The sequence below is a fragment of the Nocardia sp. NPDC057455 genome (genome assembly GCF_042802775.1).
In the GTDB taxonomy this organism is placed as follows: domain Bacteria; phylum Actinomycetota; class Actinomycetes; order Mycobacteriales; family Mycobacteriaceae; genus Nocardia.
On the sequence record NZ_JBHVDM010000003.1, the window covers coordinates 65,875 to 89,893 of the forward strand.

General features: G+C 69.1%; 21 protein-coding genes. 11 read left to right on the top strand and 10 right to left on the bottom strand.

Translation table 11 applies throughout. The features are described from left to right. Position 1 precedes the first annotated feature (1 nt). On the bottom strand, positions 2 to 4,108 hold the full coding sequence (gene hrpA, locus ACFU5M_RS02125) for an ATP-dependent RNA helicase HrpA (RefSeq protein ID WP_379042250.1): 4,107 nt from the start codon (positions 4,106 to 4,108) through the stop codon (positions 2 to 4). 268 nt (positions 4,109 to 4,376) lie between these two features. On the opposite strand from hrpA, the gene ACFU5M_RS02130 reads away from it, so the two are divergent. The 4 genes from ACFU5M_RS02130 (at position 4,377) to ACFU5M_RS02145 (ending at position 8,206) form a co-directional block, all read left to right on the top strand. Then, the gene (locus tag ACFU5M_RS02130; protein ID WP_379042252.1) at positions 4,377 to 5,606 is read left to right on the top strand and encodes an aspartate aminotransferase family protein; all 1,230 of its coding nucleotides are present in this window, start codon (positions 4,377 to 4,379) and stop codon (positions 5,604 to 5,606) included. 442 nt (positions 5,607 to 6,048) lie between these two features. After that, positions 6,049 to 6,732, top strand: a complete 684-nt coding sequence (locus tag ACFU5M_RS02135; RefSeq protein ID WP_379042254.1) for a DUF5134 domain-containing protein — start codon at positions 6,049 to 6,051, stop codon at positions 6,730 to 6,732. 63 nt (positions 6,733 to 6,795) lie between these two features. Continuing rightward, positions 6,796 to 7,482, top strand: a complete 687-nt coding sequence (gene sigK / locus ACFU5M_RS02140) for an ECF RNA polymerase sigma factor SigK (protein ID WP_379042256.1) — start codon at positions 6,796 to 6,798, stop codon at positions 7,480 to 7,482. After that, entirely contained in the window at positions 7,475 to 8,206 is a 732-nt protein-coding gene (locus tag ACFU5M_RS02145; RefSeq protein WP_379042258.1) for an anti-sigma factor domain-containing protein, read from the top strand. The genes sigK and ACFU5M_RS02145 overlap by 8 nt, the downstream gene beginning before the upstream one ends. A 7-nt stretch (positions 8,207 to 8,213) precedes the next feature. On the opposite strand, the gene ACFU5M_RS02150 is transcribed toward ACFU5M_RS02145, so the two are convergent. The 3 genes from ACFU5M_RS02150 to ACFU5M_RS02160 form a co-directional block, all read right to left on the bottom strand. Beyond that, positions 8,214 to 8,888 carry a PhzF family phenazine biosynthesis protein gene (locus ACFU5M_RS02150; protein WP_379042260.1) on the bottom strand — a complete coding sequence of 225 codons (675 nt, stop codon included), beginning with the start codon at positions 8,886 to 8,888 and terminating at the stop codon, positions 8,214 to 8,216. A gap of 107 nt (positions 8,889 to 8,995) precedes the next feature. After that, entirely contained in the window at positions 8,996 to 9,535 is a 540-nt protein-coding gene (locus tag ACFU5M_RS02155) for a carboxymuconolactone decarboxylase family protein (protein ID WP_357034144.1), read from the bottom strand. A 97-nt stretch (positions 9,536 to 9,632) separates the two neighbouring features. Next, the gene (locus tag ACFU5M_RS02160) at positions 9,633 to 10,220 is read right to left on the bottom strand and encodes a peroxiredoxin (RefSeq protein ID WP_379042263.1); all 588 of its coding nucleotides are present in this window, start codon (positions 10,218 to 10,220) and stop codon (positions 9,633 to 9,635) included. Between the two features lie 178 nt (positions 10,221 to 10,398). On the opposite strand from ACFU5M_RS02160, the gene ACFU5M_RS02165 reads away from it, so the two are divergent. From ACFU5M_RS02165 to ACFU5M_RS02185, 5 genes are all read left to right on the top strand, one after another. Continuing rightward, positions 10,399 to 11,307 (top strand): hydrogen peroxide-inducible genes activator, encoded by a 909-nt coding sequence (locus ACFU5M_RS02165; RefSeq protein WP_379042265.1) that lies wholly within the window; start codon positions 10,399 to 10,401, stop codon positions 11,305 to 11,307. Between the two features lie 57 nt (positions 11,308 to 11,364). Continuing rightward, complete coding sequence (locus ACFU5M_RS02170) at positions 11,365 to 11,859, top strand: gamma-glutamylcyclotransferase family protein (protein ID WP_379042267.1); 495 nt, start codon at positions 11,365 to 11,367, stop codon at positions 11,857 to 11,859. A 56-nt stretch (positions 11,860 to 11,915) separates the two neighbouring features. Then, complete coding sequence (locus ACFU5M_RS02175) at positions 11,916 to 12,506, top strand: TetR family transcriptional regulator C-terminal domain-containing protein (RefSeq protein ID WP_379042269.1); 591 nt, start codon at positions 11,916 to 11,918, stop codon at positions 12,504 to 12,506. A 77-nt stretch (positions 12,507 to 12,583) separates the two neighbouring features. Beyond that, on the top strand, positions 12,584 to 13,318 hold the full coding sequence (locus ACFU5M_RS02180; protein WP_379042271.1) for an SDR family NAD(P)-dependent oxidoreductase: 735 nt from the start codon (positions 12,584 to 12,586) through the stop codon (positions 13,316 to 13,318). A 1-nt stretch (position 13,319) separates the two neighbouring features. Then, on the top strand, positions 13,320 to 13,526 hold the full coding sequence (locus ACFU5M_RS02185; RefSeq protein ID WP_181725417.1) for a 4-oxalocrotonate tautomerase family protein: 207 nt from the start codon (positions 13,320 to 13,322) through the stop codon (positions 13,524 to 13,526). A gap of 84 nt (positions 13,527 to 13,610) precedes the next feature. Here the strand turns inward: ACFU5M_RS02185 and speD are convergent, their stop codons facing one another. The 4 genes from speD to ACFU5M_RS02205 form a co-directional block, all read right to left on the bottom strand. Further along, positions 13,611 to 14,813, bottom strand: coding sequence for an adenosylmethionine decarboxylase (gene speD / locus ACFU5M_RS02190; protein ID WP_379042274.1), 1,203 nt, complete (start codon positions 14,811 to 14,813; stop codon positions 13,611 to 13,613). Positions 14,814 to 14,821: 8 nt separating this feature from the next. Continuing rightward, positions 14,822 to 15,937 (bottom strand): type III PLP-dependent enzyme, encoded by a 1,116-nt coding sequence (locus tag ACFU5M_RS02195; protein WP_379042276.1) that lies wholly within the window; start codon positions 15,935 to 15,937, stop codon positions 14,822 to 14,824. Positions 15,938 to 16,100: 163 nt separating this feature from the next. Beyond that, positions 16,101 to 18,599 (bottom strand): DEAD/DEAH box helicase, encoded by a 2,499-nt coding sequence (locus ACFU5M_RS02200; RefSeq protein WP_379042278.1) that lies wholly within the window; start codon positions 18,597 to 18,599, stop codon positions 16,101 to 16,103. Positions 18,600 to 18,668: 69 nt separating this feature from the next. After that, entirely contained in the window at positions 18,669 to 19,613 is a 945-nt protein-coding gene (locus ACFU5M_RS02205) for a PAC2 family protein (RefSeq protein WP_379042280.1), read from the bottom strand. A 278-nt stretch (positions 19,614 to 19,891) separates the two neighbouring features. On the opposite strand from ACFU5M_RS02205, the gene ACFU5M_RS02210 reads away from it, so the two are divergent. Continuing rightward, positions 19,892 to 20,596 carry a sensor domain-containing protein gene (locus ACFU5M_RS02210; protein ID WP_379042282.1) on the top strand — a complete coding sequence of 235 codons (705 nt, stop codon included), beginning with the start codon at positions 19,892 to 19,894 and terminating at the stop codon, positions 20,594 to 20,596. A gap of 464 nt (positions 20,597 to 21,060) precedes the next feature. After that, positions 21,061 to 22,122 (top strand): DUF4192 domain-containing protein, encoded by a 1,062-nt coding sequence (locus ACFU5M_RS02215; RefSeq protein ID WP_379042284.1) that lies wholly within the window; start codon positions 21,061 to 21,063, stop codon positions 22,120 to 22,122. Positions 22,123 to 22,307: 185 nt separating this feature from the next. Here the strand turns inward: ACFU5M_RS02215 and galE are convergent, their stop codons facing one another. Further along, on the bottom strand, positions 22,308 to 23,288 hold the full coding sequence (galE, locus tag ACFU5M_RS02220; RefSeq protein ID WP_379042286.1) for a UDP-glucose 4-epimerase GalE: 981 nt from the start codon (positions 23,286 to 23,288) through the stop codon (positions 22,308 to 22,310). A gap of 3 nt (positions 23,289 to 23,291) precedes the next feature. Beyond that, on the bottom strand, positions 23,292 to 23,978 hold the full coding sequence (locus ACFU5M_RS02225; protein WP_379042288.1) for an iron dependent repressor, metal binding and dimerization domain protein: 687 nt from the start codon (positions 23,976 to 23,978) through the stop codon (positions 23,292 to 23,294). Positions 23,979 to 24,019 lie beyond the last annotated feature (41 nt).

Sequence of the window (24,019 nt, forward strand, 5' to 3'; positions counted from 1 at the left end):
CTCAGCGCCGGACCGCGGCGATCGCCTTCTCGATTCGCTTGGCCGACACCGGGAACGGGGTACCGAGCTTCTGCGCGAACAGGCTGATGCGCAATTCCTCGATCATCCACCAGATCTCGGTGATCGCGGGCGCATGCCTGCGGCTGTGCGGTAGCGACGCGACCAAGCGGTCGTACGCGGCCAGTGCCCGATCGAGTTCGGCCATGCCCTGCCGATCGCGAACGGCCGAGCCGGGCAACGCCTCCAATCGCGCCACCGCCGCCTGGAGGTAGCGCGGCAGCTCACGCAGCCTGGCCGCGCCCGTCTCGGACACGAAGCCGCGGAACACCAGGTTGTCGAGCTGATGGCGGACGTCCTCGGCGATGTCGCGCTCGCTCGTTCGCGCCAGCGCCACGGAGACCTGGTGGGCGCCGGCGAGCACCGGCACGACCAGACGCACATAGCGGGCTACGGTGGCCGCGAAATCCGGACGAATCCGGGCGACGAGCGCGTCGAACTCGGCCGGGTCGTGCACCGGCCCGCCCGCGGCCGCGAGCAGCTCGTCGGCGGCGGCCGCGCGGCAGTCCTCGAGCAGCGCCTCCAGTGAGCCGTACGGATTCTGGCTCAGCGCAAGACGATCCGCGGGCGACAGGCCCCCGGTGGCGCTACGGGCCGACGCGGGCAGCGCGTGCAGCAGCAGCGCTCTGATGCCGAGGCGCATGGCGGCGGCCTGCTCCGCGGGAGAGCTGAGCACCCGAACCGCCACGCCGTCGCCCTCGGCGACGAGCGCCGGGTATCCGGTGACGGTCTGCCCCGCCACCTCGCGCCGCACCGTCGGCGCGAGGGTGCCGAGTGATTCGGAGGTCCACACTGTGGCCGGCGGCCGTTCCGCTCCCGCGGTGGCCCGGGCGACGGAGGCGGAAACCTGCTCGGCCAACTGCGATTTGAGCGCCGCGAGGCTCTTGCCTCGCGCGAGTGTGGCGCCGTCGTCGCCGATGGCCGCGAAAGTCATGCGCAGGTGGCCGGGCAATGCCGAGACGTCGAAGTCGGTGGGGGAGATCGACACCGAACCCAGCCGGGACAACTCGCGCGCCAGCCCGGCCCGCAGCGGCTCCGCCCGTGGGGTCAGTGCCGCCAAGGCGGCGGCCGCGAAGTCGGGGGCGGGAACGACGCTGCGTCGCAATGCCTTCGGCAAGGTCTTGATCAGGGCGGCGGCCAGTTCGTCGCGCATGCCCGGCACCAGCCAATCGAAGCCGACGGAGCGGACATGGGCGAGCTGTTCCACCGGGATCCGCACGGTGACGCCGTCTTCCTCGTTGCCCGGCTCGAACTGGTAGGAGAGCGGGAAGCCGAGTTCGCCCTGACGCCAGGAGTCGGGGAAGGCCGCAGGGTCCAGCGCGGGCGCGCCCTCGTTGACCACGGTGGAGGTGCTGAAATCCAGCAGCCCGGAGTCTGCCCGGCGTGCGGCGCGCCACCAGCTGTCGAAGTGCCGCACCGAGACGATGTCGGCGGGCAGGCGCTTGTCGTAGAACTCGAACAGCACCTCGTCGTCGACCAGGATGTCCCGGCGGCGGGCGCGATGCTCCAAGTCGGCGACGTCGTCGAGCAGCGCGCGATTACGGTGGAAGAACTCGTGCCGGGTCTGCCACTCGCCCTGCACCAGGGCGTGCCGGATGAACAATTCGCGCGACAACTCGGGGTCGATCCGCCCATAGTCCACCGGCCTTCCGGTGACCAGCGGGATCCCGTACAACGTGACGCGTTCGTAGGCGCGTGCCGCGCCCCGCTTGGCCGACCAGTGCGGTTCGGAGTAGGTGCGTTTGACGAGCTCGCCCGCCAGCCGCTCCGCCCATTCGGGCTCGATCTTCGCGGCCATCCGGCCCCACAGCCGCGAAGTCTCGACCAGTTCGGCGGCCATCACCCATCGGGGCGGCTTCTTCGCCAGCGACGAACCGGGGAAGATCATGAACTTGGCGTTGCGGGCCCCGAGGAATTCCCGGGATTCCGCCTCTCGGACGCCGATGTGGGACAGCATGCCCGCCAGCAGCGCTTGATGGATGGCGGTGGAATCCCAGGGGAGTGCGTCGTCGTCCACGATGGTCGTCGCGGTTGCGGACCGGCCACGTTCGGCGCCGGAGCGCCCGTCGCCTCCGCGCGTGGACCGGCCACGGCGTGATCGGTTGCCCGACTTACCATCCGGCGCGACGGTTTCGGGCCGGTCCGGTTCGGCCGGGTCCTGCGCCGGCGTCGACCATCCGAGGCCCTTGGTGATCGTGCGCAGTTGACCGTGCAAGTCCTGCCACTCCCGGATCCGCAGGTAGTGCAGGAACTCCTCCCGGCACAGACGTCGGAACTGGTTGGACGACAACGACTTGCGCTGTCCGCCGAGGTAGTCCCACAGCCGCAGATAGGCCAGGAAGTCGGAGCCTTCGACCGTGAAGCGCGCGTGTTTGGTATCGGCTGCCTGCTGCTGCTCGGCGGGCCGCTCCCGGACGTCCTGGATCGACAGCGCCGCGACGATGACCAGCACGTCGGCCAGGCAACCGGTGCGCTGCGCCTGCACCAGCATCCGCGCCATCCGGGGATCGACCGGCAGCTGGGCCATGTCGCGGCCGATCGGGGTCAGCGTCAGGGCGGTCGCGTCGTCGCCGTCCGCCCGGGACCTGCCGTCCCGGCGCGCAAGGGCGCCGAGCTCTTCGAGCAGGGCGATACCATCGCGGATGGCGCGGCGGTCCGGCGGCTCCACGAACGGGAAGTTCTCGATGTCGCCGAGTCCGAGCGCGGTCATCTGCAGGATGACCGCGGCCAGGTTGGTGCGCAGGATCTCCGGATCGGTGAAGACCGGCCGGGATTCGAAGTCGTCCTCCGAATACAGCCGGATGCAGATGCCGTCGGCGACGCGGCCGCAACGCCCCGAGCGCTGCCGCGCCGATGCCTGCGATACCGGCTCGATCGGCAACCGCTGCACTTTGGTCCGCATGGAATAGCGCGAGATCCGCGCGGTGCCAGGGTCGACGACGTACCGGATGCCCGGCACCGTGAGCGAGGTCTCCGCGACGTTCGTCGCCAGCACCACCCGGCGCCCGGTGTGGGAAGCGAACACGCGGTGCTGCTCGGCGGCGGACAGCCGGGCGTAGAGCGGGAGGATCTCGGTGCGCGGCAGCTTCAGGTCCCGCAGCGCGTCCGCGGTGTCGCGGATCTCGCGTTCGCCGGACAAGAACACCAGCACGTCCCCGTCACCCGCGGCGAACAACTCCGTCACCGCGTCACCGATCGCGTCCACCGGGTCCCGGTCGACGGTGCGGGTGTCCTCGTCGTCTTCGTCTCCGGCGGCGCCCGCAAGTTCCAGCGCGAGTGGCCGGTAGCGGATCTCCACCGGGTAGGAGCGACCGGAGACTTCGACGATCGGCGCGGGAGTGCCTTGATCGTCCGCGAAATGCCGGGCGAACAGCTCGGGATCGATGGTCGCCGAGGTGATGATGACCTTGAGGTCGGGCCTGCGGGGCAGCAGCTGCTTCAGGTAGCCGAGCAGGAAGTCGATATTCAGACTGCGTTCGTGCGCCTCGTCGATGATGATCGTGTCGTAGCGGCGCAGCAGCCGGTCGCGCTGGATCTCGGCGAGCAGGATGCCGTCGGTCATCAGCTTGATCAGGGTGTGCTCGGAGGCGTGGTCGGTGAACCGGACCGTGTAGCCGACGACATCGCCGAGTTCGGTGCCCAGCTCCTCGGCGATGCGCTCGGCGACGGTGCGGGCGGCCAGCCTGCGGGGCTGGGTGTGCCCGATGGTGCCGCGGATGCCGCGGCCGAGTTCGAGGCAGATCTTCGGAATCTGGGTGGTCTTGCCGGAACCGGTCTCGCCCGCGACGATCACCACCTGGTGGTCGGCGATGGCCGCGGCGATGTCTTCACGGCGAGTGGTGACCGGTAGCTGCTCCGGGTAGCGGATCTCCGGCACCGCCGCACGCCGCGCCTCGACCCGCAGTTCGGCGGCCGCGATCTCGGCCTCCACCGCACCCAGGTCGCCGCGCGCCTTGTCGAGCCTGCGCCGCAACCGGTGTTCGTCGCGAAGGGAAAGATTCGCCAGGCGGGTGCGAAGTTCGCGGGGGTCGGTGGCGGCTGTCCTGGTCATTGCATCGACCAGCCTAGCGAAATCCGCCAGCGAATTTTTCCACCAGGCGCCCTGGCCGGTAGCCGAGTGGAACCCGACGCCCCGTGCCCGGCCGGTGACAGGCCCGATATGTGGGGATCGGGCGACGACCGAGGATGCCGGCACGGCATCGCGGGTGGCCGTTCGCCGCGGGTCGACGGCAGGCTGCGGCGTCGTGCGGACCAGCGCTGCGCACGGTGGCCGGCCGGGCGGTATGGACCACGACCCGGGAACCGGTAAAGGTGGAGACATGAACGCGCTATGGCATGGCTTTGCCGACATGGGCGCCGTCGAGCGGGACGGAGCGTTCGTGGTCGCCCGCGGGGACGGTGCGTACGTCTTCGACCAGGCGGGCAATCGATACCTCGACGCGACGGCGGGCTTGTGGTTCGCCAACGTGGGCCACGGGCGCGGCGAGATCGCCGACGCGGTGGCCGCCCAGCTGCGCACGATCGCGCACTATTCCAACTTCGGCGACATCACCGAGCCCGCCACCCAGGACCTCGCCGAGCGGCTCGCCGGCCTCGCCCCGGTGCCGGGCAGCAAGATCTTCTTCACCTCGGGCGGTTCCGACTCCGTCGACACCGCGACCAAGCTCGCCCGCCGCTACTGGCACGAACTCGGGCAGCCCGGCAAGACGATCGTGGTCGGGCGGCGGATGGCCTATCACGGCATGCACGTGGCGGGTACGGCGCTGGCCGGCCTCCCGGGCAATCGCGAGGGCTACGGCGAACTGATGCCCGCGGCCCGGACCGTCGAGTGGGACGACGCGAAAGCACTGCTCGCCTTGATCGAGGAGGTCGGCGCCGACCGGATCGCCGCGTTCTTCTGCGAACCGGTCATCGGTGCGGGCGGTGTGTATCCGCCGCCGGCGGGCTACCTCGCCGAGGTACGGCGTATCTGCCGCGATTATGACATCCTCTTCGTCGCCGACGAAGTGGTGACCGGGTTCGGCCGTATCGGCGGCGCATGGTTCGCCTCGTCCCGTCTCGGGCTCGAACCCGACCTGATGACCACCGCGAAAGGACTGACCTCCGGCTATCTCCCGATGGGCGCGGTCTTCGCCGCCCCGCGCGTGGCCGAGCCGTTCTTCGGAGGCGGCGTCTGGTGGCGGCACGGCTACACCTACGGCGGCCACGCGGGCGCCGCGGCCGCCGCGCTGGCGAATCTCGACATCATCGAGCGGGAAGGCCTGCTCGAGGCCGCCCTGCGCTTGGAGGCCACCCTGCACGAGCAGCTGTCGGTGCTCGCCGGACACCCCAGGGTCGCCGAGGTCCGCAGCGGGTTCGGCGCGGTCGCGGCCATCCAGCTGGCCGACCCCGCCGAAGGGTTGCCGCTGGTCACGACGCTGCGCGCACACGGTATCTCCAGTCGCGCCGCGGGCCAGGGAGCCATGCAGATCTCCCCGGCCTTCATCATGACCGACGACCAGATCGCTGAACTCGTGGACGGCTTCACGCGTGCACTGAACGATGTGTGATCGACCGCGACGGTGATCGGCCCCTGGCACCGTCGACGATGATGCGCAGACCAACAGACCATCGCCCTCGATCGCGGTAGCGCACTGATCAGTTCGATCGGACATGGGCCCGTCATCGCGGTTGGCCGGGCGCCCTCGAACTGCCCGCCTGGTCGTAGTACATGCGAGCCTCCTCGGAAACGTGTTCGCCAGGATGCGATTCGGCCGCAGGTGGTGACTCGATGTGATCGCCTCACGTCGTTGCCGGAACCGGCTGCGGTACACACCGTCTCAGCGAGACCGGTCGGAAGTACCTGTCCAGGTGCGGAAATGCCGGCCGATTGTCGCAGCGGAGGCGGATCAGTGCTGTGGGCGAATCGAAAGAAGGGGGCACCTCGGCCGCCTCGGGATGCGAGCATGGAGGTGCGACGGCCGTGGTCGCCGTGTTGAGAGGTGGTGGGGTGTGGCGGAGTTCGTGCAGGAGTATGCCGCATTGCGGTGGGTGACGGTGGCGGCGTTCGTGGTGGCCGCGGTGATCGTGTTGTCGCGGGTGACGGCGCCCGCGGCGCCCTCTGCCGATTCCGTCGACGCCTTGCCGGATTCGCCTTCCGCACACGAACTTTCGGCCGGGCACTCCGAGTCCGACGCGGCGCACCTGGTGATGTGCCTGGTCATGCTCGGCATGCTGCTGTTCCCCTCGGGCGCGAGCCCGCACGCGTTGCGTGGCGTGCTGACGGCGATGGCCGTGGTCTTCGCCGGACTGCTGACGCTCCGCGCCGTGGAGCACGCCGCCCAGGGGCGGGCGCTGCCGATCGACCGATTGGTCCCGCTCGGCTACCACATCGTGGCCGCTGCGGCGATGCTGTACGCGATGTCCGGTCACACCGCCTCCGGTCACGCGGGCGGCCCGGCCGCCGGGCCCGCTCTCGCCCTTGCCGCGCTGTTCCTCCTCGACGCACTCGTGGTCGCGGTCGCCGCCTGCACGGGCTGGGCGCAAGCGCAGGCGCCGGGCCCACTGAGGTTGCTGGCGCGTTCGGGCGGTTGCGTCGCCGCGCTCACCGGGCCCGCGAAACCGTGGGCGGCGGTGCCGCACGTGGTGATGGACGCGGGCACCGCCTACATGCTGGTGGCCGTGATCATTCGGTGACCGGGACCAATCCGGGTCCTCCCGCATACCGAACCCCTGTGCATGCAGGCACGGGATTCGGCCATGAGCAACGAACACGGTTCTGCTTCACCCCACCGATCGGGCGCCGCGGCACGCGCGGGAGAGGAATCCGATGGCCCGGCGCTCGCGTGCCCGCTGCCGACCGGCTACAACCGATCGCAGGCCACCCGAGCGAGCCGTGAGCTCGCGGCGCTGCTCGCCGCGACGGGCACGGGCGATCGTGCCGCGTTCACCGAGTTCTATCAGCTCACCAGCCCACGGGTGTTCGGGCTGACCGTGCGAATCCTGCGCAGTCACGCCGCCGCCGAAGAGGTGACCCAAGAGGTCTACCTCCAGGTGTGGTCGATGGCCGACCGCTACGATGCCGCGCTGGCCAGTCCGGTCGGCTGGCTCATGATGCTCGCCCATCGCCGAGCGGTGGATCGCGTCCGCGCGGAGAGTTCGGCCACCAGCCGGGACCTGGTCTACGCGCACGCCCATCTGGGGCGCGACCACGACGTCGTCGCGGAATCGGTCACCCAGCGCATCGAAGAGCAACAGGTGGCAGGCTGTCTGGAAAACCTGACCCCCACCCAGCGCGAAGCGATCGCGCTGGCCTATTACAGCGGGTGGACCTACCGAGAGGTCGCCGATCATCTCTCGGTGCCGCTGCCCACGATCAAGACCCGCATCCGCGACGGGCTGAAGAGATTGGAGAAGTGTTTGTCCGGGGAACGCACCGATGGTTGACGCCTCGCCACGGTTGGAGGCCGACCTCATCGACCTCGCCTACCCGTGCGCGCTGGACGCGGTCGCCGATATCGAGCGCAGGCATATCGATGCCCGCTTGGCGGCCGCGGACCCCGACGTGCGGCGGGCATTCTCCGACACCGTCTGGCAGGTACGCGACGTCATGGGGCGACTGGCCGTGCTCGACGAGTCCGCGCCGCCACCGGAGCTGGAACGTCGCATCCTGGCCGCGCTGCCCGACGACCCCGGGGGGCGGCGATCGATCCGGCGGATCTCGACGCGGCGGCCGCTGCGCTGGGCGGTGCCGATCGCGGCCGCCGCCAGCCTGCTGATCGGTGGAGGCGTGCTGACCGCGCAGTTCACCGGCTCGCCGTCCGATCCGGCCGCTGCCGACCAGGTGCAGGTGAGCCCGGGGGTGCGGACGCTGAACGGGTCGTTCGCCGGTGGCGGTGCGCTCGTCGTCGAAGCCTTGCCCGAACTCGGGCGCGCGGTGGTCGTATTCGATCGGGTCGCGCCGCCGCCTTCGGGCCAGGTGTATCAGATGTGGTTGGTCGGCTCCGATGGACAGGCCCGCTCCGCCGGCGTGCTGCGCGACCTGCCGTCGGCCGATCGGCCGTTCGTCACCGGTTTCCGATCGGGCGATCTGCTCGCGGTGAGCGTCGAACCCGACGGCGGCTCGGCCACACCGAGCGGAGATCCGATCGTGGGCGTCACGCTGCCCTGAGCGGGCTCTAGATCTCCACCGGTTGGTCGCCGACGACTCGACCGCCCAGGTGCACCCAGCCGTCGGAATCCCACCGGGTGAACAATTGCGAGCCTTTGCCCTGCGTGATGACCAGGCCTTTGCGCAGCAACGCCGTCAATGCCACGGCCGCCGCTCCGGTCGCCTCGTCCTCGGCGATCCCCATGGTCGGCGCGAACATGCGTGATCGCAGGACGGCGCGATGTTCGTCGGTCCACGCCCACAGGTAGTGCGGTCCGCCGGGAAACTCGTCCGGGCGCAGAGCGGCCAGCTCCTCGGCGTCTTCCAGTTGATGAAAGGTGAACGGGGGCGCCCATTCGCCGCGAGCGGTGATCCAGGTCAGTCCCTCGGTGAGTTCCACCGCCACCGGGCCCGCGGGCACATCGAGGATTCGCACCGGGAGGCCCTGGGACGCGAACCACCACGCGGTCCCCACCGATGGGTGTCCGGCGAACGGGAGCTCCACCGTGGGGGTGTAGATCCGCACCGCCACCGTGCCGTCGACCGGCTCCTCCACCACCACGGTCTCGCTGTAGCCGGCTTTGGCCGCCAGCGCCTGCCGATCGGTTGCTGCTACATCGGCCGCTCGCGCGATACCCAGCTCGTTGCCGAAGCGCCCGGCCGCGTCGGTGAACACTCGCACCACATCAACCTGTGTGCTCATGCTCGACGAGCCTACCCGCGTGCCCCCGCCGCGAGCTGTCGGCCGGCCCACATCGAGAACGCGAAAGAGGCCCCCGCCGCAGGACAGGGACCTCTTTTCGAGCGAAATCAGATCGCGGCCGTGCTGAGCGCCTCGGTCGATTGCACCGCCTGGCCCACACCGGCCACGATGGCGGCGGCGCGCAGCGATTCGAAGATCACCTCGCGTGACACGCCCGCTTCGCGCAGAGTGTGCTCGTGCGCCTCGAGGCAGTGCGCGCAGCCGTTGATCGAGGAGACCGCGAACGACCAGAGCTCGAAGTCGGCCTTGTCGACGCCCGGCGCGCCGATGATCTGCATGCGCAGCCCGGCCCGCAGGTCGTCGTAGCGGCCGCCGAGGAACGCCTTGCCCCGATAGAACACGTTGTTCATGCCCATGATCGAGGCGGCGCCGAGCGCGGCGTTGTACGCCTCCGCCGACAGGACGTCGGCGGCTTCCTCGGCGATCTCGCGCAGCGTGGTCGTCGACCGGGTCGCGGCCGCCGACGCCAGCAGGGTGCCCCACAGCTGCTGCTCGTTCAGCACGGTGGTGCGCGCGAGGGATGACAGGTTGAGCTTGAGGTCCTTGGCGTACTCGGGAAGGGAGTTCTTCAGGTTCTCAATGCTCATTCGGCGATTCCTCTACTCGATGCGGTCCGTCGGGGGACCGGGTCGTTTCTCGATGATGTGGGCGGTGCACCCGAAAGTTGCGGATGCGAAGGGATTTTCAGACGCTGGCGGCCAGGAGCTCACCGGCGTTGATGGTCGGATCGCCCTTCTTCCAGTTGCAGGCGCACAGCTCGTCGGACTGCAGGGCGTCCAGCACGCGCAGCACCTCGTCGACGTTGCGGCCCACGGAACCGGCGGTGACGGAGACGAACTGGATCTCGTTGTTCGGGTCGACGATGAACGTGGCGCGGTCGGCGACGCCGTCGGCGTTGAGCACGCCGGTGGCCGCGGCCAGTTCACGCTTGAGGTCGGAAAGAATCGGGAAGGGGAGGGTCTTGAGGTCCTCGTGCTGAGCACGCCACTGGAAGTGCACGAACTCGTTGTCCACCGACGCGCCGAGCACCTGGGCGTCCCGGTCCTCGAACTCGTCGTTGAGCTTGCCGAACGCGGCGATCTCGGTCGGGCACACGAAGGTGAAGTCCTTCGGCCAGAAGAAGACGATCCGCCACTTGCCCGCGTGGTCGTCGCTGGTGATCCGGGTGAAGTAGTCGTCAGGCTGCTGAGCGTCGACCTTGGACAGATCACCGCCGATGACCGCGGTGAGGTTGTATGCCGGGAATTGGTCGCCGATGGTCAGCAGGGCCATGCTCGTCTCCTCGTCAGGTGGGTTGCCAACTGTGTTCTGCGGTATTGCGGGGCCTTTGCGGTCATACGAGCCACCGCCTCGGGCCCGGCACTCACACCGCCGGTGGAAAAGCTCACCGGCGATCTTGCCCAAGGGTGCGTAAAAGGTAAAGGTGATCAGTCGCACTACACTGATAGGCGTGACTGATCAGACTTATCAGCCCACCCTGTCACAGCTGCGTGCGTTCGTAGCGATCGCGGAATACCGCCATTTCGGCACCGCGGCCGCCCGCCTCGGTGTGAGTCAGCCCACGTTATCGCAGGCGCTCGCCGCTTTGGAACACGGGCTGGGGCTCCAGCTGATCGAACGGAGCACCCGGCGCGTGCTGGTGACCGCCGCGGGGATGCGCTTGCTGCCCAAGGCGATGGCGACGCTGGAGGCCGCCGACCGTTTCGTCGCGTCGGCCACCGGCGACGGACTCGGCGGCACGCTGCGGATGGGCATCATCCCGACGGTCGCCCCGTATGTGCTGCCCGGGTTGCTGCCGGAGCTGCGCAAGCGGCTACCCGAGCTGCGCCCGCAGATCGTCGAGGACCAGACCGCCCGGCTGCTGGACGGCCTGCGCACCGGAGTGCTGGACGTCGCGCTGCTGGCGGTGCCCACCGAGATGCCCGGCCTGGTCGAGATTCCCCTTTTCGCCGAGGAGTTCGTGCTGGTCACACCGCGCGGCCACGAGCTGGCCGGGCGTACCGACCTCGCGGCGTCGGTGCTGGACGCCCAGCCGCTGCTGCTGCTGGACGAAGGGCACTGCCTGCGGGATCAGACTCTGGAGGCGTGCCGCTCGGCAGATGTGCATCCGGCCGCTGTCGGCGACACTCGGGCCGCGTCCTTGTCCACGGTGGTGCAGTGCGTCGCGGGCGGACTCGGCGTGACCCTGATCCCGCAGATGGCCGTTGCGACGGAAACCGCCCGCGGCACATTGGATGTCGCCCACTTCTGCGCCCCCGCACCCGGCCGCACCATCGGCCTGGTCTTCCGTACTTCCAGCGCCAGGGCCGATGATTACGAGTACCTGTCCGCCATCATCCGCGCTCAGCGGCCGATGTAGCTGCTGCGCCGAGCCCGTGGGACGAGCACGCTGGAGCGGGGTGAGAGGAGACTCGAGTTGGCATCGGCGGCGTGGAGCGACGGGCGACTGGGCCGCCTGTCCGGGCTGGATCACGAGCTGTTCGTCTACGGCACGCTGCAATTTCCCGAAGTGCTGAAGACACTGCTCGGGCGGGTCCCGCCGCTCGAGCCGGCCGAGCTGACCGGCTGGCGCGCTGCCGCGCTGCCGCGTCGGATCTACCCGGGGCTGATCGCCGCGTCCGATGGACGAACAAGCGGCGCGGTGCTGAGCGGTATCACCGCGGTGGAGTGGACCATCCTCGACGCGTTCGAGGACGACGAGTACGACCTGCGCCGGTTGTACATCGATGACCGGGACGTTCCGGTATGGACCTATGTCTGGACGGTGGCGGCGGATTCGGCGGACTGGCAACGGGATCGGTTCGCCGCTGAGCACCTCGCGCCTTTCGCCGCTCGCTCCGCGCGGTGGCGCCGAGACCCGGCAAATTTCCGCGATCCGCCCGGACCCGGATGGTCTGGGCCGATGGTGTGAGGCCGACGGGTACAGCCAGTTTGCGATTCCAAGACGACCGGTCGTATATTGACCGTATGGCACGACCTCGGCGCAGCGAAGACACTCGGCGGCTTCTGGTCGAAGAGGGCGCCTCGGGGTTCCTGACCAACGGCTACCACGGCACCGGGCTCAAACAAATCCTCGACCGGGTCGGGGTGCCGAAGGGGTCGTTCTACAACTACTTCGACAGCAAGGAGAGTTTCGGGCGCGCGATCATCGAGCATCACTCGCTGTGCGTCCAGCGCAACCTGACCGAGGCGTTCGCAGCCGCGCCGGACCCGGTGAGCGGCTTGCGGGCGTTCTTCGGGCGGCTGATGGACGATTTCGTCGCCTCCGATTTCACCGGCGGCTGCCTCATCGCGAACCTGGGCGGCGAGCTGGAAGGTAGTGAGCTGCTGCGGGAATCGCTGTCGAAGGCTTGGGGCGCATGGCGCGACCGGGTCGCCGAGCAACTCGCGCATGGGCAGCGCCTGGGCATGATCCGCGCCGACATCGAGGCGGTCGAACTGGCGGATCTGCTGCTCGAATCCTGGGAGGGGGCGGTGATCAGGATGAAGATCGATCGCACCCTCGTCCCCTTGCGCAAGTGCCTGGATCGCCTGCTCGGCGACTACTTCCTGCCCTGATCCCAGGGCGGCACACCCGTCCGGCGTCTTCGGCCCCTCAATACAAGACGACCGGTCGTATAAATGAAAGGACAGCGATGGCGAAGACGGTCATCGTGACCGGTTCCTCCAGTGGGATCGGCCGCGATATCGCACGGGCATTCGTGGAACGCGGCGACAACGTCGTGCTCAACGGACGAGACGCGGAAAAACTGACGGAGGTGGCCGCCGGCTTCGGTGCGCCGGAGCGGGTGGCCACGGTGGCGGGCGATATCGGCTCGGCCGCTACCGGAGCGACCTTGGTCGGCGTCGCCGTCGAGCGGTTCGGCGGCGTGGACGTGCTGGTCAACAACGCGGGCATTTTCGGAGCCAAACCGTTCGTGGAGGTCACCGAGGTAGACCTGGACAACTATCTGAACGGAAACCTCAAAGGCACCTACTTCACCACGCAGGCCGTGGTGCGGCGGTTCCTGACGCAAGCCAGGGGCGGCAGCATCGTGAATATCGGCACGGTGCTGATCGACCATGCCCTCGCCGGGCTGCCCGCCACGGCGGCTCTGGTCAGCAAGGGCGGGGTGCACGCGCTGACCACAAGCTTGGCCGCCGAACTCGCCGCCGACGGCATCCGGGTCAACGCGGTCGCCCCCGGCATCATCCGTACGCCGCTGTTCGGCGACGGCGACGAACCGGCCTCCGCCGGGCTCGCGCTGCTCAACCGCATCGGCGAAGTCGCCGAAACGACGGCGGCGGTGCTCTATCTCGCCGACGCGGAGTTCACGACCGGTCACATCCTCCCCGTCGACGGCGGGTTCATCTCTGGAAGGGCGGCCTGAAATGCCGTACGTGAATATCAAAGTCACCGACGAAGGCGTCACCCGCGAACAGAAGGCGCGCCTGATCGCGGGCGTCACCGATCTGCTGCACGACGTGCTCGGCAAGGCGCCCGCGAGCACCTACGTCGTGATCGACGAGGTGGCGCTGTCGAACTGGGGTGTCGGCGGGGTCGACGTCGAGCGGTGGCGCGAGCAGCAGCGCTCCTGAACCGCTGAATGCGGGCAACTCGTTCCACCGTAAGGAACGAGTGCGCCGGTTCCGAGGGGAACCGGCGCACTCGGGTGCCAACGCCTAGACCCGCAGCGCGTGCGGTTCGATCGCGCCGCGCACCAGCGCCCGCGCGTCGATGGTCTCGGCCTTGTAGGGCAGCAGCGCCAGGCGATCGGTCATCCCGCCGACCGGGTCGTCAACCGAGTCCACCAGCCCGAACAGGAACGACCACTCGTGCTCGTCGCTGCCGTAGTGCACGACGGTGCCGAACTGCTCGTGGAAACGCTGCCAGGAGCGCTTCAGCGTCTCGTTGCGCCACATGGTCGCGCAGCCTGCCTGGGCGCACAGCACGCCGCCGGGCGCGAGCAGCGCGCGACATCGGGACAGGAACTCCGCCTCGTAGAGGCGATTGTGCTGCGCGTCCTCGACGCGCTCGTCCGGCAGGTCGATCACGATGACGTCGTAGCGAGTGCCCGCCTGCGCGGCCGTGGCCAGGAAGTCCCAGCCATCGGCGTAGTGCACCTTGATCGGCCCCTCGCCCTCGACCGCGGCGGCCAGTTCGTCGCTGGTGTAGCCGTAGGGCAGGTGCTGAGCGCACAGCTCCACCTCGAGCTGGTCGATATCGACATGGTCGACCAGGGTGGCGCCCGCGGCGACCGACATCTGACTGGCCACGCCCTCGCCGGAGCCGATGATGAGTACCTTGTCCAGCTTCTCGGCCAGCACGAAGGCCGGAACCATCATCGCCTCGTGGTAGGTGAGCTGGGACAACTCGGTGGACTGGCGGTCGTCGTCGGAGAACAGGCTGATGCCCTGCTCGGTCCGCGCGATGACCATGTGCTGGAACGGGGTGTGGGTGTCGACGATCACCTCGTTCAGGTCCCAGATGCGGGTCAGGCCCGCGCCCACCGGCTCCTCGATCCGTTGGCTACCGTGCCCTCTGCGGATGACCTGCATGCGAACATCCTTGGGAGCCAATGCGTCTCGCAGTAGCTCGACCGCCTTCGACGCGCCGGCACCGATGCTGCCGCAGGTGAACACGTCGACGAAGATGTCGCCGGACTCCGGATAGGTGTGAATCGAGGCGTGGGACTCCGACAACAGCGCGAGGACGGTCACCCCCTGCGGGTCGAACTTCTTGTGTACGACATCGCAGATGGTGACGCCCGCCGCGATCAAAGACTCACGCAACGCCGATTCGAGTCGTTCGAGATCGTCGCAGAGGTCTGCGTCGACACCACCGAACTCGGCCAGCACATGCCAACCGGTGAATTCCGCCGTCATGGGCAAACTCACTCTCGCTCAGCGCCCGAGACATGAACGGTCAAGGGCGGAAAACCATTGAATGACACCGACGAATAGCTCGCGGTATAGGCGCCGGTGTCGAGGATTCGAACGCGATCACCGGCTCGCAACGTGGTCGGTAGGAGGACTCGCGTGCGTTGATACAGTACATCGTCGCCGTCGCAGGTCGGACCGGCCACCACCGCCTCGTCGACGGGGTCGCCGTCCCGGTCGGTGACGAACCGGTAGGCGATGTACTCGTTCTCGGTCTCGGCCATGCCGTTGTAGCGGCCGATGTCGAGATATACCCAGCGCCTGCCGTCCGGCGCGATGCGGACGCCGACCACCTCGGCGTGGATCGTGCCCGCCGAACCGACCAGCGCCCGGCCCGGTTCGACGACCAATCCAATGCTTCCGGAAAGGAATTCGGCCGCGGCGTGCTTGATCACCGCGGCGATCTCGCCCAGCCCGGGCGCGGGGTCGGCATAGGAGATCGGCAGCCCGCCGCCGATATTCACCGAACCGATCGCGATGTCCTTGTCGGCCAGAGCTTCAGTGATCCGGCCCGCCTGCTCGATGCCGATCCGCCACGCCGTGGGGTCCAGTTGCTGGGAGCCGACGTGGAAGTACGGCCCGGCGACCACGAGCCCGAGATCGCGGGCCCGGACCAGCAGCCGGAACGCCTCACCCGGGCTGCAGCCGAACTTGGTGCCGAACGGGGTGCGCGACTCCGGCGCCGAGGCGAGGAATCGGCACTCCACCTCGGAGCCGGGTGCGTGCTCCGCGATGCGCAGCAGGTCGTCCTCGGTGTCGAAGGCCCAGCGGCGCACGCCCAGGGCATAGGCCCGGGCGATATGCGCCGCCTTCTTGATCGGGTTGCCGTAGCACAGCTGGTGTGGCGCCACCCCCAGCCCGAGGCAGAGTTCGATTTCGCCGATGCTGGCGACGTCGAATTCCGCGCCCTCCTCGTCGAGCAGGCGCACGATCTCCGGCACCGGGCTCGCCTTCACGGCGAAACGGATCCTCGTCGCGGCGCCCGTGCCCGCGGACAGGGCGGTATCGAGCGCGCGGTAATTCCGGCGGACACGCTCGGGATGGATGACAAGGTAGGGCGATTCGGGCATAGTTGATCTTTCGCTTGGGCAGCGGGGGAGAGAGTATCAGCGGCCCCTACCCAGAAACGAATCCGTCGAAACCTGGGTTCGCCACAAGGTCGCGCACCTCTGTCCTCCTGGCATGACGGAGCTGCTTACCTGCGCGAATGCGGGACCGATGGCCGATGCGGGCTCAGCCGGCGGACACGGTGACGTCGTCGAAGACGACCTCGCCCGCGGCGTCGGACTCGGCGAGATCCACCACCGCGTCGATCGACCAGCCGTGATCGCCCGCAGGGTCGTCCAGCACCTGGCGCACCTGCCAGAATCCGGGTCTTCGTTCCACCTGGAACAGTTGCGGGCCGCGGGCGTCGGGGCCCGTGCCGATCCGCTCGTATTCCGCGTAGTAGTCCGCGAGCGCCTCGGCCCAATCCGGTCCGGGGCTCAGTTCGGCGAGTGCGTCCCAGCGTCGCAGTGCGGCCAGTTCGACGCGACGGAACAGCGCGTTGCGGATCATGACCCGGAAGGCACGCTCATTGGCGGTGATCGGGCGCACCGTTTCCGCGCCGAAGGCCAGCTGGTCGGCGTCGGTCTCCGCACCCGGGTTGGTCAGTTGCTCCCACTCGTCGAGCAAGCTCGAATCCACTTGACGCACAAGCTCTCCGAGCCATTCGGTGATGTCGTCGAGCTCCTCGGTGCGCGCCGACTCGGGCACGGTGCGCCGCAGCGCGCGGTAGGCGTCGGCGAGGTAGCGCAGCACCACGCCCTCGGAGCGGGCCAGCTCGTAGAAGGAGATCAGCTCCGCGAAGGTCATGGCGCGCTCGATCATGTCGCGCACCACCGACTTCGGCGCGGGCGCGAATTCCGACACCCACGGGTGCCCGGCACGATAGGTCTCGTACGCCGGTTCGATGAGCTCGGCCAGCGGCTTGGGCCAGGTCACCTCTTCGAGCAGTTCCATCCGCTCGTCGTACTCGATACCCTCGGCCTTCATCTCCGCGATGGCCGCGCCGCGCGCCTTGTGCTGCTGAGCCATCAGCAGCTGGCGCGGATCCTCCAAGGTGGATTCGATGAGCGACACCACGTCGAGGGTATAACTCGCAGACTGTTTGTCCAGCAGGTCCAATGCGGCCAGTGCGAACGGCGACAACGGCTGGTCGAGGGCGAAATCGCGCTGCAGGTCGACGGTCAGGCGGGCACGGCGGCCGTGGGCGTCCGGTTCCGGCAGTTGCTGCACCACCCCCGCGTCGCGCAGCGCGCGATACAGCCGGATGGCGCGCAGGATGTGCCTGCGCTGGGCGGGGCGCGGCTCGTGGTTGTCCTCGAGCAGGTGACGCATGGCGGTGAAGCAGTTGCCCGGCCGGGCGATCACGTTCAGCAGCATGGCGTTGGTCACCGTGAAACGCGACACCATCGGCTCCGGCTGCGCGGCGACCAAGCGGTCGAAGGTTTCCTCGCTCCAGGAGACGAAGCCCTCCGGTGGTTTGCGCCGCTGTACCTTGCGCTGTTTCTTGGGATCGTCGCCCGCCTTGGCCAGTAATCGAGTGTTCTCCACCTCGTGTTCGGGAGCCTGCACAACGACGGTGCCCATGGTGTCGTAACCCGCCCGGCCCGCGCGGCCCGCGATCTGATGGAACTCCCGTGCCTTGAGCCTGCGGGTGCGCACGCCGTCGAACTTGGTCAGCCCGGTGAGCAGCACCGTGCGGATCGGCACGTTGATGCCTACGCCGAGGGTGTCGGTGCCGCACACCACCTTCAGCAGGCCGTCCTGGGCCAGACGCTCCACCAGACGCCGGTACTTCGGCAGCATGCCCGCGTGATGCACGCCGATGCCGTGCCGGATCAGCCGCGACAGCGTTTTGCCGAACCCGGTGGCGAACCGGAACCCGCCCAGCGCCCCGGCGATCGCGTCTTTCTCGGCGCGCGTCGCGAAATTCACGCTGGTCAGCGCCTGCGCGCGCTCCAGCGCGGCGGCCTGGGTGAAGTGCACGACGTACACCGGGGCCTGGTGGGTGGTGACCAGTTCCTCGAGCGTTTCGGTGATCGGAGTGCGGGCATAGGAGAAGCTCAGCGGCACGGGACGCTCGGTACCCGCGACGATCGCGGTGGATCGCCCGGTCCGGCGCTCCAGGTCGCGGGCGAAGAAGTCGACTTCGCCGAGCGTGGCCGACATGAGCAGGAACTGGGCGCGGGGCAGTTCCAGCAACGGAACCTGCCAGGCCCACCCCCGGTCGGGGTCGGCGTAGAAGTGGAACTCGTCCATCACGATCTGGCCGACGGCGGCGTCGGCACCCTCGCGCAGTGCCAGGTTGGCCAGGATCTCCGCGGTCGCGCAGATGATCGGCGCCTCCGGATTCACCGCGGCGTCGCCGGTGACCATGCCGACGCGTTCGGCCCCGAACACTTCGCAGAGGGCGAAGAATTTCTCGCTCACCAGCGCCTTGATCGGGGCGGTGTAATAGGTGCGCAGCCCCTGGGTGAGGGCGAACAGATGCGCGCCGACCGCGACGAGCGATTTCCCGGAACCGGTTGGGGTGGCGAGGATGACGTTGGATCCGGATGCCAGCTCGAGCAGCGCCTCGTCCTGCGCGGGGTAGAGCGGGGTGCCCTGCTCGGCGGCCCACAGCCCGAACGACTCGTAGAGCGCGTCGGCGTCGGTCCCCGGGATGTCGAGCAGTTCGGTCAGATCCACTCCGACCACCCTACGGCCTCGCCGGCGGTCGGCCGTGCAGGGGCGACCGGGACCAGGCCGCCGCGCGGCTCAGTCCTGCTCGCCCTCGTCGTCGCCCTTGTCGCGGCTCTGCTCGGCGAGGAATCGCTCGAACTCGGCGCCCAGTTCATCGCCGCTCGGCAACTCGCCGTCGCCCACCAGCAGGCTCGACTGCCGCTCCTGCGCGGTGACGAAGCTGTCGTACTGCCGTTCCAGGGCGTGTACAACGGTCTCCACCTCGACGTTGCCCGCGATGTGCTCGTTGACCTGTTCACGCACCCGGGCGGCGGCCTCACCGAGCGCGGCCAGCGGGAACTGCAGGCCCGCGTTGTCCGCGACGTTCTCCAGCAGCGTCTGCGCGGCCTCCGGGTAGGCGGTCTGCGCCAGGTAGTGCGGCACGTGCACCGAGAAGCCGACCGACTCGTGCCCGTGCTGCGCCATGCGGAATTCCAGCAGCGACGACGCGCTGCCCGGGACCTGCAGCTCGCCCGGCCACCGCTGATGGTCGGAGATCAGGTCGCGATCGGAGGAATGCGCGGTCACGCCCAGGGGGCGAGTGTGCGGAATCGCCATCGGGATGGCGCTGAGGCCGATGCTGCGGCGCACGCCCAGCTGCTCGGCGAGCAGCCGCACCGCGGTGGTGAACTTCTCCCAGCGTAGGTCCGGCTCCAGGCCGGCGAGCAACAGGAACGGGGTTCCCGTCGTGTCCCGCAACGCCCAGAGATTGAGTTCCGGCTCGGCGTAATCGGAGAAATGATCCGTCTTGAACGTCATGAGCGGACGGCGCGAGCGGTAGTCCAGCAGCTCGTCCACGTCGAACGAGGCGACGAGTTCGCTTTCGAGGCTCTCGCGCAGGTGCGTGGTCGCCAGCCGCACCGCGTGCCCGGCATCGGTGAAACCTTCCAGCCCGTGCACCAGGACCGGGCCCGCGCCGTCGGCGGACGACAGCTGCGGAGCGGGGAACTCCAATTCGTACATTCGCGACTCGTAGTCCATCGCGTACTCCTTCCTGCGCGGCTCCTGCGGCCCGGACGCGTACCTCACGCGCCAGTGTGGTTGCCTGCCCGATCGTTCGCCACCCTCGGTGGTGGTGCGAGACGAGCAGGTCGTCCGGACCGGGGACCACTGTCCATTGTCCCCCATGCCGTGGCGGTCACCGCGCACGGCCGGACACCGACCCGTACTCCGAGGCAACAGCATCGGTGGCTCGCGCATTCCCGGCCCGGCGGCGTGGCATCGCCTGCTGGACACGAGGAGTTTGGCACAGTGGGGGCGTGACCGTGGCGGATTCGAGGCGCGTACGGCCGGGCTGGGTGGCGCCCGCCGTCTGCGCGGTGCTGCTCGCAGGATGCGGGTCGACGGTACCGGGGCGCCCGGTCTCGTCGGTGCCTGCCACGGTGACCCGGCACGTGAGCGCCGAACTGCCGACGCTGTTGCCGGATGCGAGCGTGTTTCCCCCGCCCTACACGGCGGTGGTATTGCCACAGGAAGCCGTGGCCCAGGCGGCGGGCGATCTGGACGGTATGGGCCGCGGCTCGAATGTGCAGCCCAGCCGTTGTGTGCCGCCGAACCAGGACTTCGGGCCCGATCACACGGCCATGGCGGTCGGCACGGACGACGCCACACGCGCGACGCTGACCGTCGAATTGACGCGCACCGGCGAGCCGTTGACGGCACTGCGCGCCCGGCTGGAGCAGTGCGGATCGGTGCGGGTGCAGCGGGCGGGCGCCGCCACCACCGTGACGACCGAGCCGGCCGAGCCACCGCCGATCGACGCCGACGACGCCCTTTCGCTGCGCAGGACCGTGCGGCCGGAGGCGGGAGGTAGCCGGCTGACCCAGTCCATGCACACCCACGTCGCGCAGACCGGAGACGTGCGTATTTCGGTGACGTATATGTCCTTCGCCGATGGTGAACCGGATACGGCGGCGCTGAATGCGCTGTTCGCCACCGCGGTACGCAAAGTGCGCGAGAGATAGCGGGCAGGAGCGGCACGGTAGCAGGCCCCACCGACACGAATCGCGATACTCGCGTCGTGCCGTTCGAGTCGTGCACAGCGCGAAACGAATTCCCCAGGGCGGCGGAATCGCCAGGTCGGCGCCGCAAGCCGGGGACCGCCGAGCCGCATGGTCGAAGCATGACCACTTCCGCGACTCCATTTCCCGCTCCCGAACCGATCGATACCGGATATGCAGGCGAGGACGACGCATTCCGGCCGGGCACCGGCCATGACCGTTCGTCGCCCTCCGGCGTTTGTTCCGAGGCCGAGGCGCGCCTCTTTCCCACCGCCATGGGTTCGCCGCACTCTTCTTCACATGCCGCAGAGAGGGGAGCGAGCACGTGGAGCTCCGCTGGCGCGGGGGGCGATGCCCGATGCCGCGATGAACCTCCGCTGTTCCGGGGTACACCGGATCACGTTGTACGCGTCGAGGACCCGGCGGAGTTGATCGCCGCCGTGCCCGCCATGCTCGGCTTCACTCCCGAACGTTCGGTGGTCGTGCTCGTCCTGCGGCACGGGACGACGGGCGGTGCGATAGTCGACGCGGTGGTGCGGTTCGATCTGGCTTCGCCCACCGGACGACGCGTCCGGGGCGCGACATTGGCGACGGCGGTCGCGCGGATCTGCGCACACGACGAGGCGGCCGAGGTCCTGGCCGTCATCGTGGACGAACGCGCCGTGGAACCGGGAGCGGGCGCCGGCCGGCCGGGATGCGCGGCCGGAGGTTTCGACGTGCTGGTCGGCTCGCTCGGCAGGCGGTTGGCGGCGTGCGGCATCTCGCTCGGCGGAGTGTGGGCGGTGCGTGCGATCGCCACCGGGCAGCGCTGGTGGACGTTGGCGGGGCCGCCGCGGCAGGGGGTGCTGCGAGATCCGGCGGCCTCGTTGGTGACGCTGACCCACGTGCTGGACGGCAGGCCGATCCGCGGTTCGCGTGCCGAGCTCACCGAACTGGTCGCGCAGGACCCACTCGCGCATGCCGAGGTGGCGGCGCATCTGGAAGATGCGCTCGCTCGCGCCCGTGAACGCTATGCGCGGGCCGCACGGCGCGGCGATCCGATCGGGTCCAGCAGGCAAGCGCTCGACCATGTGTTGTGGCAGATCGCCAACACCGCCTCGGGCGCGGCGCTGATGGCGCCCGAACTGGCGAAAATAACGGCGGCCCTGCGTGATCGGGCGGTACGGGACTCGATGTTCGCCTTGGCTGTCGGCGACCACGCCGCCGCGGCCGAGGCGGTGTGGGCCGCGCTGACCCGCGCACTGTCCGGCGCCGACCGCGCCGAGGCCGCCGCTCTGCTCGGCTACAGCGCCTACGTCCGTGGGGACGGACCACTGGCAGGCATCGCGTTGGAAGCCGCGCTGGAGGCGGATCCGGGACATCCGATGGCGATGCTGCTCGATACCTCGCTGCGCTTGGGCATGCGCCCGGAACAGTTGCGCCGGCTCGCGCACAGCGGGTACCGGACCGCCGCCGGTCTCGGTGTCGATCTAGGCGCGCCGATATCGTGAACCCGTTGTCCCACTTGCCGTTGACGAGTCGGTGGGAACCCCGCTGAGCTGGGTGCCGGAGTGTCCCGACGACTCCACGACGCGTAGTGCTTCGCCCGAAGGCGCGGCGGTCCCGGCCCCGGTGCGGTGGCGCGACGCCGACGGCCCGAGTCGGCACTGGGCCTGCTCGGGCGGTGCGGAAGAGGCTATTTCGCGCTGTGCGCGCGGGGGCCGAGCGACTGGAGGAAAGCCCAGGCGTCGGTGACGATCTCGTCGAGATCGTTGTGTTCGGGACGCCAGCCGAGTTCGGCGATGGCACGCTCGCTGGACGCGATGAGCGTCGCCGGGTCGCCGGGGCGGCGAGGCGCGTCCTGCGCGGTGATCGGCAGGCCGGTGACGCGCTCGCAGGCCGAGATCACCTCGCGAACGGAGAATCCGGTGCCGCTGCCGAGGTTGTAGATCCGGTGGGTGCCCGCTTCCGCGGTCGCCAAAGCCAGCAGATGGGCCTGAGCGAGGTCGCGGATGTGGATGTAGTCGCGGACCGCGGTGCCGTCGGGGGTGGGCCAATCTGTGCCGAAGACCGAGATCGCCTTGCGATGCCCCGCCGCGACCTGCAACACCAGGGGGATGAGATGCGTTTCCACCACCCGGTTCTCGCCGAGGCCACCATAGGCGCCGGCGACATTGAAGTACCGCAGGCTGGTCGCGGCCAGCCCGTGCGCGATCGCGTAGGAGGTGATGGCGTGATCGATGGCCAGCTTCGACGCGCCGTACGGATTGGTCGGGCGGGTCGGGGCATCCTCGGTGATCGGAACCTGCTCGGGTTCCCCGTAGACCGCCGCGGTGGAGGAGAAGACCAGCCGCCGCGTGCCCGCGCGCCGCAGAGCCTCCAGCAGTTCGAACGTCTTCACCACATTGCCGTGCCAGTACTTCTCCGGCTGCTGCACCGACTCGCCGACCAGCGACTGCGCCGCGAAATGCAGTACTCCGTCGAAGGGTTCGGCGGCCAGCAGCCGGGGCGCGGCGATCGCCACATCGCCCTCGACGAACCGGGCGGCGGAAGGGACGCCGTCGGCATTGCCGGTGGACAGATCGTCGACCACGACCACTTCGTGGCCGGCTTCCAACAGAATTTGTGCGCAGACGCCGCCGACGTAGCCCGCGCCACCTGTGACGAGAAGTTTCATGTGTCAGGCCAGCTTCACCTGGACGGCATGCGCCATCTCGTCGGGCAGTTCGAAGCCGTCGTGGCCGGGCACGGTGATGACCACCGACCCCGGCTTCGTCTCCACCGTGACGCGGGCGTCGGGGACCACGCCCGCCTCGCGCAGCCGGCCGATGACCTCCGGGTCGGTCTGGATGTGCTCGGCGAGCCTGCGCACGACGACGGCGTACATCTGGCCGTGCGGCAGATCGGACAGGCGCAGCAGCGTCTCGTCGGCGGCGGCGGGCGGAATGATGCCCAACTCGTCCAGGCCGGGGATGGGGTTGCCGTACGGGGAGGTGGTGGGGTGGTTGAGCACCTCGACCAGGCGGCGCTCGACGTCTTCGCTCATCACGTGCTCCCAGCGACAGGCCTCCGCGTGCACGTTCTGCCAGTCGAGGCCGATGATGTCGACGAGCAGCCGTTCGGCCAGCCGATGCTTGCGCATGACCGCGACGGCCATGCTGCGCCCCTTCTCGGTCAGCTCGAGATGACGGTCGCCGGCAACCAGCAGCAAACCGTCACGTTCCATCCGGGCGACGGTCTGGCTCACGGTGGGACCACTTTGTTCGAGGCGCTCGGCGATCCGGGCGCGCAGGGGCACCACGCCCTCCTCCTCGAGGTCGTAGATGGTACGGAGATACATCTCCGTGGTGTCGACCAGATCCTTCACCTGTTACCCCTTCGTCGGCACGAATTCTACCCACGCACGAC

What these genes read in the sequence shown, in the direction of transcription:
- hrpA (WP_379042250.1), bottom strand. Translation starts at nt 4,108, where the DNA reads ATGACCAGGACAGCCGCCACCGACCCCCGCGAACTTCGCACCCGCCTG.
- ACFU5M_RS02130 (WP_379042252.1), top strand. Translation starts at nt 4,377, where the DNA reads ATGAACGCGCTATGGCATGGCTTTGCCGACATGGGCGCCGTCGAGCGG.
- sigK (WP_379042256.1), top strand. Translation starts at nt 6,796, where the DNA reads ATGAGCAACGAACACGGTTCTGCTTCACCCCACCGATCGGGCGCCGCG.
- ACFU5M_RS02145 (WP_379042258.1), top strand. Translation starts at nt 7,475, where the DNA reads ATGGTTGACGCCTCGCCACGGTTGGAGGCCGACCTCATCGACCTCGCC.
- ACFU5M_RS02150 (WP_379042260.1), bottom strand. Translation starts at nt 8,888, where the DNA reads ATGAGCACACAGGTTGATGTGGTGCGAGTGTTCACCGACGCGGCCGGG.
- ACFU5M_RS02155 (WP_357034144.1), bottom strand. Translation starts at nt 9,535, where the DNA reads ATGAGCATTGAGAACCTGAAGAACTCCCTTCCCGAGTACGCCAAGGAC.
- ACFU5M_RS02160 (WP_379042263.1), bottom strand. Translation starts at nt 10,220, where the DNA reads ATGGCCCTGCTGACCATCGGCGACCAATTCCCGGCATACAACCTCACC.
- ACFU5M_RS02175 (WP_379042269.1), top strand. Translation starts at nt 11,916, where the DNA reads ATGGCACGACCTCGGCGCAGCGAAGACACTCGGCGGCTTCTGGTCGAA.
- ACFU5M_RS02180 (WP_379042271.1), top strand. Translation starts at nt 12,584, where the DNA reads ATGGCGAAGACGGTCATCGTGACCGGTTCCTCCAGTGGGATCGGCCGC.
- ACFU5M_RS02185 (WP_181725417.1), top strand. Translation starts at nt 13,320, where the DNA reads ATGCCGTACGTGAATATCAAAGTCACCGACGAAGGCGTCACCCGCGAA.
- speD (WP_379042274.1), bottom strand. Translation starts at nt 14,813, where the DNA reads ATGACGGCGGAATTCACCGGTTGGCATGTGCTGGCCGAGTTCGGTGGT.
- ACFU5M_RS02195 (WP_379042276.1), bottom strand. Translation starts at nt 15,937, where the DNA reads ATGCCCGAATCGCCCTACCTTGTCATCCATCCCGAGCGTGTCCGCCGG.
- ACFU5M_RS02205 (WP_379042280.1), bottom strand. Translation starts at nt 19,613, where the DNA reads ATGGACTACGAGTCGCGAATGTACGAATTGGAGTTCCCCGCTCCGCAG.
- galE (WP_379042286.1), bottom strand. Translation starts at nt 23,288, where the DNA reads ATGAAACTTCTCGTCACAGGTGGCGCGGGCTACGTCGGCGGCGTCTGC.